Source organism: Nocardiopsis sp. CNT312 (assembly GCF_000515115.1).
In the GTDB taxonomy this organism is placed as follows: domain Bacteria; phylum Actinomycetota; class Actinomycetes; order Streptosporangiales; family Streptosporangiaceae; genus Nocardiopsis.
The window spans coordinates 317,879-334,325 of the sequence record NZ_KI911536.1 but is presented as its reverse complement, the minus strand read 5'-3'; the positions used below and the strand labels follow the sequence as shown (position 1 = coordinate 334,325).

At 72.6% G+C, this 16,447-nt stretch carries 16 protein-coding genes; 10 read left to right on the top strand and 6 right to left on the bottom strand.

The window, feature by feature from the left end; translation table 11 throughout:
- Positions 1–308: 308 nt before the first annotated feature.
- A complete protein-coding gene (locus B042_RS0118425) occupies positions 309–995 on the bottom strand; it encodes a hypothetical protein (protein WP_028649566.1) in 687 nt (228 codons plus the stop codon).
- 155 nt (positions 996–1,150) lie between these two features.
- Between B042_RS0118425 and B042_RS0118420 the strand changes: the two genes are divergently transcribed.
- The 5 genes from B042_RS0118420 (at position 1,151) to B042_RS0118400 (ending at position 5,852) form a co-directional block, all read left to right on the top strand.
- A complete protein-coding gene (locus B042_RS0118420) occupies positions 1,151–2,212 on the top strand; it encodes a MoxR family ATPase (RefSeq protein ID WP_028649565.1) in 1,062 nt (353 codons plus the stop codon).
- 17 nt (positions 2,213–2,229) lie between these two features.
- The gene (locus tag B042_RS0118415) at positions 2,230–3,183 is read left to right on the top strand and encodes a DUF58 domain-containing protein (protein WP_369797730.1); all 954 of its coding nucleotides are present in this window, start codon (positions 2,230–2,232) and stop codon (positions 3,181–3,183) included.
- Between the two features lie 82 nt (positions 3,184–3,265).
- A complete protein-coding gene (locus tag B042_RS0118410; protein WP_028649563.1) occupies positions 3,266–4,213 on the top strand; it encodes a VWA domain-containing protein in 948 nt (315 codons plus the stop codon).
- Positions 4,214–4,365: 152 nt separating this feature from the next.
- Positions 4,366–5,100, top strand: a complete 735-nt coding sequence (locus B042_RS0118405; protein WP_028649562.1) for an HAD family hydrolase — start codon at positions 4,366–4,368, stop codon at positions 5,098–5,100.
- Positions 5,097–5,852, top strand: a complete 756-nt coding sequence (locus tag B042_RS0118400; RefSeq protein ID WP_028649561.1) for an NUDIX hydrolase — start codon at positions 5,097–5,099, stop codon at positions 5,850–5,852. Before B042_RS0118405 ends, B042_RS0118400 begins: the two co-directional genes overlap by 4 nt.
- Positions 5,853–5,862: 10 nt before the next feature.
- On the opposite strand, the gene B042_RS0118395 is transcribed toward B042_RS0118400, so the two are convergent.
- Together B042_RS0118395 and B042_RS25340 are read right to left on the bottom strand one after the other, a co-directional pair.
- A complete protein-coding gene (locus tag B042_RS0118395; protein WP_028649560.1) occupies positions 5,863–7,122 on the bottom strand; it encodes an APC family permease in 1,260 nt (419 codons plus the stop codon).
- 222 nt (positions 7,123–7,344) lie between these two features.
- The gene (locus B042_RS25340; protein WP_081748877.1) at positions 7,345–7,851 is read right to left on the bottom strand and encodes a dsRBD fold-containing protein; all 507 of its coding nucleotides are present in this window, start codon (positions 7,849–7,851) and stop codon (positions 7,345–7,347) included.
- Between the two features lie 142 nt (positions 7,852–7,993).
- Between B042_RS25340 and B042_RS0118385 the strand changes: the two genes are divergently transcribed.
- The 4 genes from B042_RS0118385 (at position 7,994) to B042_RS0118370 (ending at position 11,961) form a co-directional block, all read left to right on the top strand.
- Entirely contained in the window at positions 7,994–8,668 is a 675-nt protein-coding gene (locus B042_RS0118385; protein ID WP_028649558.1) for a class I SAM-dependent methyltransferase, read from the top strand.
- A gap of 120 nt (positions 8,669–8,788) precedes the next feature.
- Positions 8,789–9,349: a TrmH family RNA methyltransferase gene (locus B042_RS0118380; protein ID WP_028649557.1), complete on the top strand. Its 561-nt coding sequence runs from the start codon at positions 8,789–8,791 to the stop codon at positions 9,347–9,349.
- 225 nt (positions 9,350–9,574) lie between these two features.
- Entirely contained in the window at positions 9,575–10,954 is a 1,380-nt protein-coding gene (locus B042_RS0118375) for a hemolysin family protein (protein ID WP_028649556.1), read from the top strand.
- The gene (locus B042_RS0118370) at positions 10,951–11,961 is read left to right on the top strand and encodes a hemolysin family protein (RefSeq protein ID WP_028649555.1); all 1,011 of its coding nucleotides are present in this window, start codon (positions 10,951–10,953) and stop codon (positions 11,959–11,961) included. Before B042_RS0118375 ends, B042_RS0118370 begins: the two co-directional genes overlap by 4 nt.
- A 66-nt stretch (positions 11,962–12,027) precedes the next feature.
- Here the strand turns inward: B042_RS0118370 and B042_RS0118365 are convergent, their stop codons facing one another.
- The 3 genes from B042_RS0118365 to B042_RS0118355 all read right to left on the bottom strand — a co-directional run bounded on the left by B042_RS0118365 (position 12,028) and on the right by B042_RS0118355 (position 14,737).
- A complete protein-coding gene (locus tag B042_RS0118365) occupies positions 12,028–12,456 on the bottom strand; it encodes an organic hydroperoxide resistance protein (RefSeq protein ID WP_028649554.1) in 429 nt (142 codons plus the stop codon).
- A 65-nt stretch (positions 12,457–12,521) separates the two neighbouring features.
- Positions 12,522–13,007, bottom strand: coding sequence for a MarR family winged helix-turn-helix transcriptional regulator (locus tag B042_RS0118360; RefSeq protein WP_028649553.1), 486 nt, complete (start codon positions 13,005–13,007; stop codon positions 12,522–12,524).
- A gap of 182 nt (positions 13,008–13,189) precedes the next feature.
- On the bottom strand, positions 13,190–14,737 hold the full coding sequence (locus B042_RS0118355) for an aldehyde dehydrogenase family protein (RefSeq protein ID WP_028649552.1): 1,548 nt from the start codon (positions 14,735–14,737) through the stop codon (positions 13,190–13,192).
- 157 nt (positions 14,738–14,894) lie between these two features.
- On the opposite strand from B042_RS0118355, the gene B042_RS0118350 reads away from it, so the two are divergent.
- Positions 14,895–16,439: a polysaccharide deacetylase family protein gene (locus B042_RS0118350; protein WP_028649551.1), complete on the top strand. Its 1,545-nt coding sequence runs from the start codon at positions 14,895–14,897 to the stop codon at positions 16,437–16,439.
- The last annotated feature ends 8 nt before the right edge of the window (positions 16,440–16,447 follow it).

Below are 16,447 nucleotides of genomic sequence, written 5' to 3'. Positions count from 1 at the left end.
GACCGGCCCCACCGGCGGTCACCGCATCCAGGGCCGCGCAGACGGCCGGGGCCGCCCCACCCGGCGCAAGCCCCGGAACGGGACGGGCCGTGCCCGCTCTCCGCCCCTGAACATGTTTCAGCCCCATGTCCGATCCGACGGTGGCACACCGCTCCCGGCTCAGCTCGGAAAGCGTGCGGCGTAGCCGCGCGATTGTCTTTTTGGTGTCTTCTGAGTTTGGTGTAAAACCAAACCACCATCTTTACGTTGTAGATTTATGCGGGTCTGCAGAGGACGACGCGGCACTTCCACCGGGGTCGCCCTCCACCTCACAGGTGGTCCTCGGGGTCGCCCTCCAGGTCCTCCCCCTCCATCGGGGGCCTCGGCGTCTCCGGAGCGGGCTCCTCCACCACCGGTGGGGCCGACTCACCCTCCTCTGCGTCCTCGGGCTCGATCTGGATCGGCCCCGGCGGAGGCATCTCCGGCGGAGGGAACTGCAGCATCCACCAGTACAGGGCCGTGACCAGCAACAGCAGGAAGACCAGGAAGGCGGCCAGAGCACCGACCAGCCACCAGTTCCGCTCCCCCGGCACGGCCCCGGCCTCCCGATGGTCCTGCAGAGGCGCCCAGCGCGCGGCGGTCCCCGGCCGCTCCCCGGCCCAGTACGGCAGCACGACCGGCCCGTCGGCGACCACCGGACCGCCCTCGGCAACCTCCCTGAGAACCTCCCCCGCCGCGGAGGCGGCACCGGGCAGCGCGACCCACAGCACCGACCGGCCGCGGGTGCGCGCCGCCAGGACGTCGTCCCGGCTGCGGATCGCCCGTACGAACCTCTCCCTCGCCCGGGGATCGGCACCGGCGCCGGAGTGCAGCACGGCCACGCTCACCTCGGCCCCCGAGGCGTCCCGGCCCAGGAACACGACCCCCACCGGGGAGGTGTCCGCCCTGCCGAGCAGGCGGAACCCGCCCAGTTGGCGGGGATCGTCCCCGTGCAGGCCCCGGGTGGCAACCCCCATGTCGTGGTCCCCTCGTTCAACGACTCAGCCGCCCGCCACGTGGCGTCGTGTCCCGGAATCTCCCGGGTGAAGCGGGTAGTGTCGCCACAAGCGGGTGGTCCACACCCTATGCGGCGCTACCTGTCACGCGGGGCTCCCAGTCGGAGAGGCGGAAGATGTCAGAGAACTCACCCGGAGCCGTGCCCCCTCAGGGCGCGGACGGCACCCCGGGCGAGCCCACCAGGCTGCTGCGCTCGGCGCTCCAGGAGGTCTCCACCGTCATCGTCGGCCAGGACCGGATGGTGGAACGCACCCTCATCGCCCTCGTCGCCCGGGGCCACTGCCTCATCGAGGGCGTTCCCGGCGTCGCCAAGACCCTGGCGGTGTCGACCCTGGCCAAGGTCACCGGCGGCTCCTTCTCCCGCATCCAGTTCACTCCCGACCTGGTGCCCTCCGACATCGTGGGGACCCGGATCTACCACCCCTCCACCGAGAGGTTCGACGTCGAACTGGGTCCGGTCTTCGTCAACTTCGTCCTCGCCGACGAGATCAACCGCGCTCCGGCCAAGGTGCAGTCGGCGCTGCTGGAGGTCATGGCCGAGGGTCAGGTCTCCCTCGGCGGCACCACCTATCCGCTGCCCTCCCCGTTCATCGTCATCGCCACCCAGAACCCCGTGGAGTCGGAGGGCGTCTACCCGCTGCCCGAGGCGCAGCGGGACCGCTTCCTGATGAAGGTCGACGTCGGGCACCCCGGCGCGCACGAAGAGATGGAGATCCTGCGCCGGATGAGCACCCGTCCGCCCACGGCGCACCAGGTGCTGGACCCGGTCACTCTCAGCGAACTGCAGTCGGACGCCGAGCGCGTCCACGTGCACCAGCTCATCGCCGACTACGTGGTGCGCCTGGTCATGGCCACCCGTGAGCCCGAGCGCCACCAGATGCCGGACCTGCGCCAGGTTCTGGAGGTGGGCGCCAGCCCCCGCGCCACCCTCGGCCTGGTCGCGGCCGCGCGCGCCCTGGCCGTCCTGCGCGGGCGCGACTACGTCCTGCCCGACGACGTCAGGGTGCTGGCCCGTGACGTGATCGCCCACCGGCTCGTGCTGACCTTCGACGCCCTCGCGGACGGGGTCACCGCCGGCCAGGTCGTCGACCGCATCCTGTCCACGGTCCTGGCGCCCCGGGTGATCTGGGACGAACCGCCCAGCGGCGAGACGGCCTCCTTCGCATCCCCGAGGTGAGCCCCGTGTCCGCGCCGATGTTGGGAACCGACGCGCGCCTGCGGGCCGCGCTGCGCCGGCTGGACCTGCGCATCGTGCACCGCTTGGAGGGGCTGCTGCACGGCGAGCACCTCGGGCTGCGCCTGGGGCCCGGGTCGGAAGCGGCCGAGGCCCGCCTGTACCAGCCGGGGGAGGACGACGTCCGCCTCATGGACTGGGCGGTGACGGCCCGCACCGACGTCCCGCACGTGCGCGACCTGGTCGCCGACCGCGAGCTGGAGAGCTGGACCCTGCTGGACCTGTCTCCGGGCATGGACTTCGGCACGGGCCTGCACACCAAGCGCCAGGTGGCCGTCGGCGCGATGGTGGCGGCGAACCTGCTCACCCAGCGGGTGGGCGACCGCTTCGGCGCGCACTTCCTCCACCAGGGCACGGTCCGGCGCTGGCCCGCCCGCTCCGGCAAGGAGGCACTGCTCTCACTCCTGGCCACGGTGGCGGCCGCTCCTACGGGGGACGCCCCCCACCCGGCCGGCGCGACACTGGCCGACGCGGTGACCGACCTGGTGCGCACCCGGCGGCGCCGAGGGCTGCGCGTGGTCGTCTCCGACTTCCTGGACGACCCGGCCGGGGAGGGCGGGTCCCCCGGCTGGGAGCGGCCCCTGCGGCAGCTGTCCTCGCGCCACCAGGTGCTGGTCGTGGAGGTGGTCGACCCCAGGGAACTGGACGTGCCCGACATCGGATCGGTGACCCTGCGCGACCCGCGGACCGGGGCTGTGCGCGACATCCGTCTGACCGCACGGGTCAGTGAGCGCTACCGGCGGGCCGCGCACGCCCAGAGGCAGGCGATCCGGGCTGCCCTACGGCGGTGCGGCGTCCACCACCTCGTGTTGCGCACCGACCGCGACTGGGTTCTGGACACCGCGCGGTTCGTCATCCACCAGCGCCGGACCGCGCACCACCTGGCCAGGCACACCCCGGGGACGCCCCGGTGACCACGGAACGGCGGCAGAGGATGCGACACCGACGGCACGGGCGACAGCCGTACCGGGGCGCGGACGGACGGAGGCGGGGCGCATGACCTTCCTGGAGCCGCAGCGGCTGTGGTGGCTGCTGGTGATCGTGCTGCTCGTCGCGGCCTACATGTTCGCCCAGACCCGCCGTCGGCGGTACACGGCGCGCTTCACCAACCTGGCCCTGCTGGACCAGGTGGTGCCCCGACGCCCGGACCTGCGCCGCCACGTCCCCCCCGTGCTGTTCGCGCTCACCCTGGCAGTGCTGATCGCGGCGATGGCAGTGCCCGCCATGCCGGTGCAGGCGCCCCGGGAGCGGGCCACGATCATCGTGGCGGTGGACGTGTCCCTGTCGATGGCAGCCACCGACATCGAGCCCGACCGGCTGAACGCGGCCAAGAAGTCCGCCCAGGGGTTCGTGGACACCCTCCCCGACCGGTTCAACGTGGGCCTGGTGTCCTTCTCCTCGACGGCGACGGTGGTGGCTTCGCCCACCCAGGACCACGAGGCGGTGGTCACCTCGATCGAGAACCTGCGGCTGGGTCCGGGCACGGCGATCGGCGAGGGCGTGTTCGCCTCGCTGGAGGCGATCCGCGGTTTCGACGAGGAGTCCGCCGAGGACCCTCCCCCGTCGGCGATCGTACTGCTGTCGGACGGTGAGAACACCAGCGGGCGGGCGATCGCGGAGGCCTCGTCCGTCGCCGAGGAGGCGGGCATCCCGGTATCGACGATCGCCTTCGGCAGTGGTGCCGCACTGATCGAGATCGACGGCTACCAGGTGCCCGCCGACATCGACAAGGAGGCGCTCATGGAACTGGCCGACGGCACCCGGGGGCACTTCTACGAGGCCGCGTCCGAGAACGAGCTCAACGACGTCTACGAGGACATCGGCTCCTCGCTGGGCACCGAGTGGGTCCATGAGGAAATCGTCACACGCTTCGTCCTGGGCGCTCTCCTGCTGGGCCTGGCCACGGCCGTGACCTCGCTCCTGTGGTTCCAGCGGATGCCGTGACCGCCTCCCTCCGGTGAGCGGGCTCCTCCCCCGACCCCACCCCCGCACACTGTGATGTTAGCAACATCCGTTTAATAGGGGTTTACCCTATTCCTGTCGTGTCCACGGGTTAGCGTTGCCATGTTTTGTCCTGCCCTGCTAGTTGAGGAAAGATGCCGAACATACCCGCAGCAGCACCCACCGCGATCTGCTTCGACCTGGACGACACACTCATCGACGACAGCGCCGCGTCGTCCACGGGGCTGCGTGCGGTCATGGAACGGATCGGCCACCCCGACTTCTCCGCCGCACGGACCCTGTGGGAGGTACAGACCGAGATCTCCTTCGGCACCTACCTGCGCGGTAAGATCAGCCTGGAGCAGCAGCGCCGCGAGCGCATACGGGCGCTGGCCGTCCAGGCCGGACGCTCCGACCTGGTCGACCAGCAGTGCGACGACCTCTACCGCCTCTACCTGGACGCCCACCGCTCGGGCTGGCAGGTCTTCCCCGACACGCACCGCGCACTGAACGCCCTGGCCTCCGCCGGGTACCGTCTGGCCGTGGTCACCAACGGCGTGGAATCCCTCCAGCACGCCAAGATGCAGGCCCTGGAGCTGACCCCCTACTTCCACGCCGTGGTCTGCGCCGACACCGTCGGCGCGGGCAAGCCCGACCCGCGCATCTTCGAGACGGCCGCCCAGCGCCTGGGCGTGGACCCGCGCGCCTGCTGGCACGTCGGCGACCAGATCCAGTCCGACGGCGTGGGGGCCCGGGCCGCGCACATGCACCCCGTCGTGATCGACCGCCGGGGCGGGAGGGGCTTCGAAGGCGTGACCATGGTCTCCGGCCTCGACGAGCTGCTCCATCTGGTCGGCCTGCCCACCGCGGCCCCCTCGGGGGTGCTGTGAGGCCCTCCCGGGCCACCGCGCGCCGCGTCACCGTCCACCTGGTCCCGAAGACCGGGACCGCCGTACGCGGACGGCGTCTGAGGTTCCCCGAGTCCCCCGAGGCGGTGGCCCGCGAACTCGGCGGCCTGGCCCCGGACGCGCCCCTGTCGGCCGTGGACGTGCTCACCGAACTGGGCCCCTCCCCAGAGGGCGGCACCGTGCACGTGGACCGCCTCGTGTTCGCCGAAGCGGAGGGGGCGCGCCCCCCGTTGGCCGGACCGCTGGCCCCCTCGGTCGCGGAACTGGCCCCCGAGGAGGCGCCCGCCGACGGCCGCCCCCGGCTGAGCCGGGTGGCCTCCTACGGGATCGTGACCGGCCCGGACGGCCGCCTGCTGCTCAGCCTGATCGCCGAGGGCTTCCCCGGCGCGGGCACCTGGCACCTTCCGGGCGGGGGCGTGGACGCTGGGGAGGGCGTGCGCGAGGCCCTGCGGCGCGAGGTGTTCGAGGAGACCGGCCAGCACGGCACCGTCAGAGAGCTCATCGCGGTGACCGGCCACCACCGGACCGCGCCCCCCGGTCCGCAGGTGCACGGCGTGTGGGTCTTCTTCCACGTGCACGTGGGAGAACCGGTCACCGCACGCGTGGTGGAGACGGGCGGCTCCACCTCCGACTGCGGGTGGTTCACCCCCGAGGAACTGGGCGGGTTGCGCCTGTCCACCACGGCCAGGTGCGGACTGGGGCACCTGGTCGGCCGCCCGGCCGGGGACCGCTGAGCCGAACGGTTCAGCGGTGCCGCTCGCGCAGCCACCACAGGAGCGCGCCGGACCCCAGCACGGCCAGTCCCACCGCCCCCACGGACAGCGGAAGACTGCACGCCAAGACCACGCACCCCACCAGCCCGGCCACCGGCACCAGCAGCGGCGGACGGTCCTCGTCCGGCCCCAGCCTCAGCGCCGAGGCGTTGGTGATGGCGTAGTAGACCAGGACGCTGAAGGCGGAGAAGGAGATCGCCCCCCACAGGTCGGTGAGCAGCACCAGTGCCACGACCACCGCGCCGACCGCGATCCTCGCGCGGTGGGGGACGCCCGAAGACGGGTACAGGCCGCGCAGGAAGCGCGGCAGGTGGCCGTCCTCGGCCATCACCGCGGCGGTGCGGGCCACCCCCGGCAGCAGCGACAGCAGGGCCCCCAGGCTCGCGACGGCGGCACCGGCGACGACGACGGGAGCCAGGGTGTCGAAGCCCGCCACCCGGACCGCGTCGACCAGCGGCGCGGTGCTCGTGGACAGGCGCTCGCGGCCCAGGACGATGAGTACGCCGGTGCCCACGACCAGGTACAGGGCGAGCACCCCGCCCAGGGAGAGGGCGATCGCCCTGGGGATGGTCCTGCGCGGGTCGCGGACCTCCCCGCCCAGCGTCGCCACGCGCGCACAGCCCGCGAACGCGAAGAAGATCACGCCGGCCGCGCCGAGCAGGCCGAAGGACCCGGGCCAGGGGCCGAGTCCGTCCACCTCGGTGACGGCGGCCAGACGTCCGCTGAAGCCCATGGCGACGACGACGGCGGCCAGGACGGCCAGCACCCCCACGAGCACGGCCTTGACTGCCAGTGTGGAGCGGCGCACCCCCCAGTGGTCCAGGACGACGACCGCGGCGACGGCTGCCGCGGCGACGGGCCGCTCCCAGCCGGGCACGGCGTAGGCGGCGAAGGTCAGGGCCATCGCCGCGCAGGAAGCGGTCTTGCCGACGACGAAGGCCCAGCCCGCCAGGTACCCCCACAGCTCGCCCAGGCGCTCGCGTCCGTAGACGTAGGCGTCGGCGGACCGGGCGTGGCGGGCGGCGAGGCGGGCGGCGGAGACCGCGTTGCAGTAGGCGATCGCGCCGGCGACGACGATGGCGACCGGCAGCCAGGCTCCCGCGCCGACCACCGCCGGAGCGAAGACGGCGAACACTCCGGCGCCGAGCATCGCTCCCGCGCCGATGGCCACCGCGTCGGCGGTACCCAGTACACGGGCAGGGGTGGCCTGAGCTCCGGAGGGGGTGGTCAAAGGCGTCTCCTAGGGTTGGGTGGTGACCCGCCTTTTCCGAGTGTGCCCGATCCGGATGACCATCGGGTGCCCGTGGGTGTGACGGCGGTGACCGCTTCCGGTCACGGCGGTGTCGCCGCGCGGGGGCCGGACCGCGGGCGGCCCCCGGCGGGTGCCGGACCGCGGGCGGCCCCCGGCGGGTGCCGGGGGCCGCATGGTTCACACGCCGTCGCAGCGGAGCCCTCAGCTCGGCCGCCACGGGGTGCCGGTGTTCTCGTTGATGTCCTCGGCCGCCACTTGGCGAAGCTGGCGGGAGAGGTCGGACAGCGCACGCGACACGGCCAGTTCCTCGCCGATCTCGGGAACGTCCAGGTCCGCAGGGTGCTTGCGGGCCATGCCGTGGCCTCTGAGAGCCGTCCCGTCGTCGGCGATCATGCCGACTTCGGCCCAGGTTCGCGCGGCCTCTCCCTCGCTCTCCTCCGACACGACGACGTCGACGTCCCAGCGCTTGGTCGTCTGCATGGTGCTCGCCCCCTCCGCCTGTGTGTCCGCGGCCTTTGACGTGGGCTCGATGTGGGCGTCCGGTCCGGGGTACACGAGGTCGTCGTGTCCGTGCCCGCTCTGGAGCCAGTGCACCTGGTACGGCGGTTCCCCGCCGCTGCCCCGGACGCCGGTCACGATCCCCGTCCTGCGGTGTGCGTCGTCGCGCGGGCTCTCGACGACCAACCGGTCTCCTACCTGTGCTCGCATGCTCTCCCCCACAAACCTCGGCTACCTCCATCTTGGGCACGGCCGGGCGTCCGGTCCCGGGGGTTGACGATTTCGTTCCCGCTGGAACGGGAGGTTTTTGCCGTGCGGTTCCCCTCGCTTGCGGTGCTGGTACCGTCGCTGCGTGGCCCAGCACTACTTCGACCCCGACCCCGGCACCGCCAGCCGCCCGTCGACGGCCGACCTCGTCCTGCCCGACCTGCACCTGCGGCTGCGCACCGACCGGGGCGTGTTCTCGCCCGACCGGGTCGACCTGGGGACCCGGGTGCTGCTGGAGACGGTGCCGCCGCCACCGGCGCAAGGACGGCTGCTGGACCTGGGCTGCGGTTACGGACCCATCGCCCTGACCCTGGCCTCACGCGCCCCCGGCGCCCGTGTCCTGGGCGTGGACGTCAATTCCCGGGCCGTGGGCCTGGCCCGGCGCAACGCGGCCGAGCACGGGCTGGGGGGCGCCCGCTTCGCCGTGGTCTCCCCCGGGGGCGGCCTGGCCGCGGACCAGGAGCCGCAGCGGCCGGACGACCTCTCCTGCACGGACCGGGACCTGGCCGGGCCCTTCGATGCGGTGTGGTCCAACCCGCCCATCCGGGTGGGCAAGGGGGTACTGCACGCGATGCTGCTGACGTGGCTGGGCCGCCTCGCCCCCGGAGGTGAGGCCCACCTGGTGGTGCAGCGCCACCTGGGCGCCGACTCGCTGCAGAGGTGGTTGGACTCCCAGGGCCTGCCCGCCGAACGCACGGCCTCCCGCGCAGGGTTCCGGGTGCTGCGCGTGCGCCGTTCCGGCACCGACGAAACGTCGTAACACCAATTTTGCCCGTTGTGCCCCAGGTGAGGAGTGCGGTCGACCCCCCGACCGGTTAACCTGAGGCGAGCACTGGCAGAATCGAGAATCCGTCCCCACCCGCTGAGGAACACACCGCAGTTGAGCACGCAGTTGCGTCCCACGGACGTCAAACGCCTGAACCGGCAGTGGCGCAGGCGCACGGAGGGGCGCGTCGCCCTTCTCGTCGAATCCGTCACCCAGCCCTTCAACCTGGGTTCGATCCTGCGCACGTGCGCGACGCTGGGCGTGGACCGCCTGTGGCTCACGGGCAACAGCGCCGACCCCGACGACCCCAAGGTCGGCAAGACCGCGCTGGGAACCGCGGCGAAGGTCTCCCACACCCGCTTCCCCACCACCGCCGAGGCGCTGGAGGACGTGCGCTCGGACGGCTACAAGGTGGTGGCGGTCGAACTCGCCTCCGGTGCGCTCCCCCTGCACGCCGCCCCGCTCGAACCGGACGTGTGCTTGGCCGTGGGCGCCGAGGACCACGGCTGCTCCCCCGCTCTGCTGGCGGGCGCGGACGCCGTGGCCTACATCCCGCAGATCGGCCGGGTCGGATCGCTCAACGTGGCGGTGGCCACCGCGATCGCCCTCGCCGAGGCGCGCCACCGCGAGTGGGCCTCCCTGGGCGGGGAGGCCGACGCCCCCGTCGGGGGCTGACCGGGAACCCTTCCCCGCGTTCGAACGTTCTCATCGCACACACAGGCCGTTTCAGGCACATCCAACGCGCGAAGGCGCAGAGAGAGGAACAGTGGACCCGTCCCGAAGTACCAACAGCGTCCCCCGCGGATGCTGTGACCCAGACTCAGACGAGCCCCCTTCTCCTAGGGGCGCGCACCGGTACAGGAGCCCCGCCCCGCGGCGGACACGGGCGGTGCGTGCCCGATGAGCACCGTCCTCGGTATCGCCGTCGGCCTGCTGGTGGTCCTGGTGATCATCGCCGCCAACGGCTACTTCGTCGCCCAGGAGTTCGGCTTCATGGCGGTGGACCGCTCCCGTGTCCGGGCCCGGGCCGCCACGGGCGACCCCGTCGCGAGGCGGGTCAAGAAGGTCACCGACCGCACCTCGTTCATGCTCTCCGGGGCCCAGTTGGGCATCACCGTGACCGGCCTGCTGGTCGGCTACGTGGCCGAGCCGATGATCGGCCGGGGCATCGGTGAACTGCTGGGGCTGACCGGGATCCCCGTGGCCACCGGTGTGGCCGTGGGCACCGTCTTCACGCTGCTGTTCTCGACCGCGGTGCAGATGGTGTTCGGCGAGCTCTTCCCCAAGAACCTGGCGATCGCCCGCCCCGAGCCGGTCGCCCGCTGGCTGGCCCTGTCCACCAACGTCTACCTGCGGGTCTTCGGCCCCGTGATCTGGCTGTTCGACCAGGCAGCGATCGTCCTGCTCAAGGCGGTGCGGATCACGCCGCTGGAGGACGTCCAGCACGCGGCGACCCCGCGCGACCTGGAGAGCATCATCGCCGAGTCCCGGGAGAAGGGCGACCTGCCCGCGGAGCTGTCCACCCTGCTGGACCGCACCCTGGACTTCCACGAGCGCACCGCCGGGCACGCGATGATCCCGCGCCCGGAGGTGGCGACGGTGGAGGAGGGCGACCCGGTCAGCCGGGTTGTCGAACTGATGGCCTCGGACCACTCGCGCTTCCCGGTGCTGGGAGACGGCGTGGACGACATCGTGGGCGTGATCTGCCTGCGCGACGTCCTGGCCCTGGGCGAGCACGACCTGGCCGCGATCAGGGTCAGCGAGGTGGCGCGGCCCACCGTCATGGTCCCGACCTCCCTGCCGCTGCCGGAGGTGCTGGACCGGCTGCGCGAGGCGGACGAGGAGTTCGCCTGCGTGCTCGACGAATACGGCGGCCTGGCCGGGGTGATCACCACCGAGGACCTGGCCGAGGAGCTCGTGGGGGAGATCGCCGACGAGCACTCTCCCGACGAGGAGGCCCCGGCGCACCTAGAGCACGAGGGCGGCTACATGGTGCCGGGCGCCCTGCACGTGGACGAGGCCGAGCGGCTGCTCGGCCACGACCTGCCCCAAGGCGACTACGAGACCGTGGGCGGCCTGCTCATCCACGAGCTGCACCGGCTGCCCGACGTGGGCGACCGGGTCGACATCGCCCTGCCCCGGCCGGCCGGCGCCCACGAGGAGGACCCTGACATGGAGCTGACACTGATCGTCGACTCCGTGCAGCGGCACGTTCCGCACACCGTGGAGCTGCGCCTGCACGAGGCGGCGGGTGCCCGGTCCCGGGAGGTGCGGGCATGAGCGACCTGAACCCGGGGGTGGCCCTGGCCCTGACCGCGGCCATCATCGCGCTGAGCGCGTTCTTCGTGGCGATCGAGTTCGCTCTGGTGGCGGCCCGCCGCTACCGGTTGGAGGCCCAGGCCGAGCACAGCGTGTCAGCGCGTGCCGCGCTGCGCAACGCCCGCGACCTGTCACTGCTGCTGGCCGGTTCGCAACTGGGCATTACCCTGTGCACGCTGGCTCTGGGGGCGATCTCCAAGCCCGCCGTGCACCACCTGCTGGAGCCGCTGTTCTCGGGGCTGCCGCACGCGGTGGCCTCGACGGTCTCGTTCGTGCTCGCCCTGACGGTCGTGACGTTCCTGCACCTGGTGGTGGGTGAGATGGCGCCCAAATCGTGGGCGATCTCGCACCCCGAGAAGTCGGCGACACTGCTGTCGATCCCGATGCAGGCGTTCATGTGGTTCACCCGGCCCCTGCTGGTCACCCTCAACGGGGTGACCAACTGGTTCCTGCACCGGTTCGGCGTGGAGGCCGTGGACGAGGTGTCGGCGGGGCACGACCCCGACTCGGTGCGCGAACTGGTGGAGCACTCGGTCAAGGCCGGGGCCCTGGACTCCGAGCGCCGCGACCAGCTCGCCACGGCGCTGGAGGTCAACTCCCGGCCGCTGAGCGAGATCATCACCCCGCGCGGGGAGATGGCGTGGGTGGCGCCCGAAGCCGACCTGGAGGAGATCAAGCGCGTCTCCCGCTCCTCCACACACCTGCGCCTGGTCGTCGTGGACCAGGAGCAGCCGGTGGGCGTGCTGCACGTGCGCGAGGCCCTGACCCGCCCGCCGGGGACCACGGCGGCCGACCTGATGCGCCCAGTGCTCACCCTTCCGGCGAGCACGCCGATGTACGCGGCGATGAGCGTCATGCGGGAGAGCCGCAGCCACCTGACCCTGGTGGAGGAGGACGGTGTGCTGCGCGGGCTCGTCACCCTCCAGGACATCCTGGACCGGCTGCTGCTGTTGGACACCGCGGCCTGAGGTCGGAGGGGAACCGCCGGGGGCGGGGGACGCGGTGCGTCTCCCGCCCCCGGCTCCGTCTCGGCGTCAGGACGTCTTGACGGTGAGGTTGACCTCGATGTTGCCGCGGGTGGCCCGGGAGTAGGGGCACACCTGGTGGGCGGCCTCGACGAGCTCCTCGGCCCTGGCCTGGTCGGCCCCGGGGATCGTGACGACCAGGTCCACCTCCAGGGACAGGCCGTCCTCGGCCTTGCCCAGGCCGACACGGGAGTCGATGGTGGAGCCGGCCAGGTCGGCACCGGCGCCGCGGGCGACCTTCTTCAGGGCGCCGTGGAAGCAGGCGGCGTAGCCCACCGCGAAGAGCTGCTCGGGGTTGGTGCCGGGGCCGTCATCGCCGCCCAGCCCCCGGGGGACGGACAGGTCGACCGACAGGCGGCCGTCGTCGGTCTTGCCGGTTCCGGCGCGCCCCTCACCGGTGACGGTGGCGTGGGCGTTGTACAGGATGTCGAGAGCCATGGACTGCCTTTCTGTGTGGTCCGGCGCCCAGCGGGGCACCGGGGTCGGGATACGGCCGACGGTGTTCAGGGCCCGCCGGGTCCGGAGTGCGAGCGCCCGCCGCGGGGGGCGGACCCCACCGACGCGGTGAGACGGTCGAGCGCCCGCCGCAGCTCACCGGCTTGCTGCGGGTCCAGCCCGGCCGCGTGCAGGACACGCCCGGGGACCGCCCACACCCGTGAGCGCATCCGCTCGCCCTCCTCGGTCAGGGTGACCTCGACGACGCGCTCGTCGGCGGCGCTGCGGCGCCTGTCGAGGAGTCCGGCGCGCTCCAGGCGGCGCAGGAGCGGTGAGAGCGTGCCCGAGTCCAGGCGCAGGGCGCGGCCCAGCTCCTTGACGGTGAGCGCGTCGCGCTCCCAGAGGGCCAGCAGGACGAGGTACTGGGGGTAGGTGAGCCCCAGGTCGTCCAGAAGGTCGCGGTAGAGCCCGGTCAGAGCCCGTGAGGCCGCGTACAGGGAGAAGCAGAGCTGGTTCTCCAGTGCCAGGTGCTCGTCGCGCTGCCCGTCGGCCATGGCCCGCTCCCCTCTCCCGTGTCCGGTGCGGCCCCACGGCCAGCGTAGCACTCACCAGTTGTCCACAACATGATTTTGCACAATGTTTGTGCCCGGGGGTCGCCGTGCAGCGGCGCACCCTCGCCTCAGCGTGCTCCCGCGAGGAGCCCCGGGCCCTTGAGAAGCTCGGGAGGAAGCGCACCTCAAAGGAAGCGCACACCCTGGGCCAGCGGCAGCCCGCCGCCGTAGTTGACCGTGTTGGTCGCCCGCCGCATGTACGCCTTCCAGGCGTCGGAGCCGGACTCGCGGCCGCCGCCGGTGTCCTTCTCCCCGCCGAAGGCACCGCCGATCTCCGCCCCCGAGGTACCGATGTTGACGTTGACGATCCCGCAGTCCGACCCGGCCGAGGACAGGAACAGCTCCGCCTCGGCCTGGTCCCGGGTGAAGATCGCCGAGGAGAGGCCCTGGGGCACCCCGTTGTGCAGTTCCACCGCCTCGTCCAGGGTCCGGTAGGACATCACGTACAGGATCGGGGCGAAGGTCTCCTCACGCACGACCTCCGTCTGCCCGGGCATGCGCACCACCGCCGGCTCGACGTAGTAGGCGTCCGCACCCGCCTCCTCCAGGCAGCGCCCCCCGCCGACCAGGACGTCACCGCCATCGGCCGCGGCCCGCTCCAGCGCCCCGACCATGGCCTCGTACCCGTGTCGGGTGATGAGCGGCCCCACCAGGGTCGACTCCCCGAAGGGGTCTCCGATACGGTCACGTAGCTGCGTGTAGGCGGCCACGAGGCGCTCGGCGACCCGGTCGACGACCGTCTCGTGCACGATCAGGCGGCGCAGCGAGGTGCAGCGCTGGCCCGCGGTCCCCGCCGCGGAGAACACACTGCCGCGCACCACCAGGTCCAGGTCGGCCGAGGGCGCCACCACCGCGGCGTTGTTGCCGCCCAGTTCCAGCAGGCAGCGCCCCACCCGCGCCGCGACACGGGGGCCGACCTGGCGCCCCATCGCCACCGACCCGGTCGCCGACAGCAGCGCCACCCGGGTGTCGTCCACCAGTGCCCCGCCGACCTCGCGGCCGCCCAGCACCACCGTGTGTACGCCGGAGGGCGCCCCGGTGTCGGCCGCCGCACGCATGAGCAGCGCGTGGCAGGCCAGAGCGGTGAGCGGGGTCGCCTCCGAGGGCTTCCACACCACCGTGTTCCCGCAGACCAGCGCCACACAGGTGTTCCACGACCACACCGCCACGGGGAAGTTGAACGCGGTGATCACCCCGGCCACGCCCAGCGGGTGCCAGGTCTCCATGAGGCGGTGGCCCGGCCGTTCGGAGGGCATCGTGCGCCCGTACAACTGCCGGGACAGCCCCACGGCGAAGTCGCAGATGTCGATCATCTCCTGGACCTCGCCGAGGGCCTCGGACGTGATCTTGCCCGCCTCGATCGTCACCAGTTCGGCGAGGTCGGCCTTGTGCACGCGCAGCAGTTCCCCCAGGCGCCGGACGAGCCCGCCCCGCTGGGGCGCGGGGGTGTCGCGCCAGACCGAGGAGAAGCACTCGCGGGCGGCGGCCACGGCCCGCCCCGCGGACGCGGGGGTGTCGAACTCGACCGGGAACAGGTGCTGGCCGGTGATGGGGGTCCGGGCCATTCCGGCCGCGCCGATCGGCTCGCGCAGCCGGTCGACCCCGCAGCGCTCCAGGGCGGCCCGGGCGCGGTCGGCGAGGGCGTCGGTGTCGGGAAGGGCGGCGGTGTGCATGGAATGCTCTCTTCGTCGAGAGGTGGACCTGGCATCCCACACACTGCCAACTCCGGCCCCTGTGGTCCAGGCCCACCGCCGCAGACATTCATGACACGGTGCGCTCTTCGTGTCGCGTTGAGTAGTAATGGGATGGCTCTTCGGATAGTGTCCCAGCGTGTCTGTGACCTCACTGAGACGAGAACTCCGCGCCCGCGCCGCCGCGGCCCTGGGCTTGCTTCTCCTGGCGTCGGGCTGCCACTCCGACGCGCCGGAGGAGGCGCGTGCCGAGGCGATCCGCCTGCCGATCGGCGAGGTGCCCGGCCTCGACGTGGCCGAGCACTCCGTGGACACCGACCACAGCGTGGTGGGCTACCGCTACCCGCTCCTGGGCGAGGCCCACCCGCTGACCATGGAGGTGCGCACCGCGATGGCGCGCCGCCAGACCGCGTTCCTGGAGGAGCTGACCGGCAGGGGCCGACCCGAGCTGCGGCAGGACGCGGCACTCCTGGCGGCCTCCGCCGACGTGGTCGGGGTCCGCCTCACCGCGGTCTCCTCCGCGGGGATTCGCGACCACGAGGAGGCCACCACACTGTGGTACGACGCTGAGAGCGGGGGCGTGCTGCCTTGGACGTCGCTGTTCCGCGGCGAGGCGGCCATCGAGCGCGCCCACCTGGTGCTCGCCGACACCCTGCTCGACGGCTACGGCCTGTCCCTGGAGGAGCTTCCGGGGATCGTCGGCGAGGTCGCCCTGCGCAGCGCGAGGGAGACCGCCTCCCCCGAGGGAGCGGTCGCCCCCGGAGGCGCCCCCGCGGAGACACCCGGGGGCGAGGGCACCGACCTGCTCGACCCCGTGCGGGCGGCGGAGGCGGCCCAGGCGTGGGAGGGCTCGCCCTTCGAGGACCTGGCCTTCAGCACCGCCGGAGGCCTGGCGGTGCGCCTGGACCCGACGCAGTTGCCGGGTGCCGGCCGGGTGAGCGACGTCGTCCTGCCCCTGGAGGCCAAAACAGCCGAGGGGATCCTGTCCGCGCTGGGCTTCCACGCACGCGACGCGGCTCTGGAGGGCCCCGCCCCGGGGCTGTCCGCCGACGGGCCCGTCTCGGAGAAGGACACCCTGGACTGCCTGCGGCTCAAGTGCGTGGCCCTGACCTTCGACGACGGTCCAGGCGAGCACACCGAGGGCCTCCTGGACAGCCTCGCCGCCTTCGACGCCAAGGCCACCTTCTACGTCCTGGGCTCCCTGGTGGGCGAGTTCCCCGAAACCGTGGCGAGGATGGACGCCGAGGGGCACGAGCTGGGCAACCACACGTGGAAGCACGACGACCTGAGCGCGATGTCGGCCGCCGGGATCGAGGCCGACCTGGGCCGGACCAACCGGGCGGTGCGCGAGGTCATCGGTTCGGACCCGCCCACCCTGCGCCCGCCCTACGGCGCCCTGAACGGGACGGTGCGCGAGCACGCCGGCCTGCCCATCCTGCTGTGGGACGTGGACACCATCGACTGGCGCAGCCGCGACACCGACGAGATCGTCGGTCGTGCGCTGGACAAGAGCACCGCGGGCAGCGTGGTGCTGCTCCACGACATCCACGCACCGTCCGTGCGGGCGGTGCCCCCGGTGCTCAAGGAACTGCACCGGCAGGGGTACCACTTCGTGACGGTCTCGGAGATGTTCGGCGCCATGCTGGAGCCGGGCGACGTGTTCACCGACGCCCGGCCCCAGTGAGCGCGGAC

Excerpts from the sequence above, each read along its gene's own strand:
- B042_RS0118425 (WP_028649566.1), bottom strand. The coding sequence starts at position 995 with ATGGGGGTTGCCACCCGGGGCCTGCACGGGGACGATCCCCGCCAACTG.
- B042_RS0118420 (WP_028649565.1), top strand. The coding sequence starts at position 1,151 with ATGTCAGAGAACTCACCCGGAGCCGTGCCCCCTCAGGGCGCGGACGGC.
- B042_RS0118415 (WP_369797730.1), top strand. The coding sequence starts at position 2,230 with ATGTTGGGAACCGACGCGCGCCTGCGGGCCGCGCTGCGCCGGCTGGAC.
- B042_RS0118410 (WP_028649563.1), top strand. The coding sequence starts at position 3,266 with ATGACCTTCCTGGAGCCGCAGCGGCTGTGGTGGCTGCTGGTGATCGTG.
- B042_RS0118405 (WP_028649562.1), top strand. The coding sequence starts at position 4,366 with ATGCCGAACATACCCGCAGCAGCACCCACCGCGATCTGCTTCGACCTG.
- B042_RS25340 (WP_081748877.1), bottom strand. The coding sequence starts at position 7,851 with ATGCGAGCACAGGTAGGAGACCGGTTGGTCGTCGAGAGCCCGCGCGAC.
- B042_RS0118375 (WP_028649556.1), top strand. The coding sequence starts at position 9,575 with ATGAGCACCGTCCTCGGTATCGCCGTCGGCCTGCTGGTGGTCCTGGTG.
- B042_RS0118370 (WP_028649555.1), top strand. The coding sequence starts at position 10,951 with ATGAGCGACCTGAACCCGGGGGTGGCCCTGGCCCTGACCGCGGCCATC.
- B042_RS0118365 (WP_028649554.1), bottom strand. The coding sequence starts at position 12,456 with ATGGCTCTCGACATCCTGTACAACGCCCACGCCACCGTCACCGGTGAG.
- B042_RS0118360 (WP_028649553.1), bottom strand. The coding sequence starts at position 13,007 with ATGGCCGACGGGCAGCGCGACGAGCACCTGGCACTGGAGAACCAGCTC.
- B042_RS0118355 (WP_028649552.1), bottom strand. The coding sequence starts at position 14,737 with ATGCACACCGCCGCCCTTCCCGACACCGACGCCCTCGCCGACCGCGCC.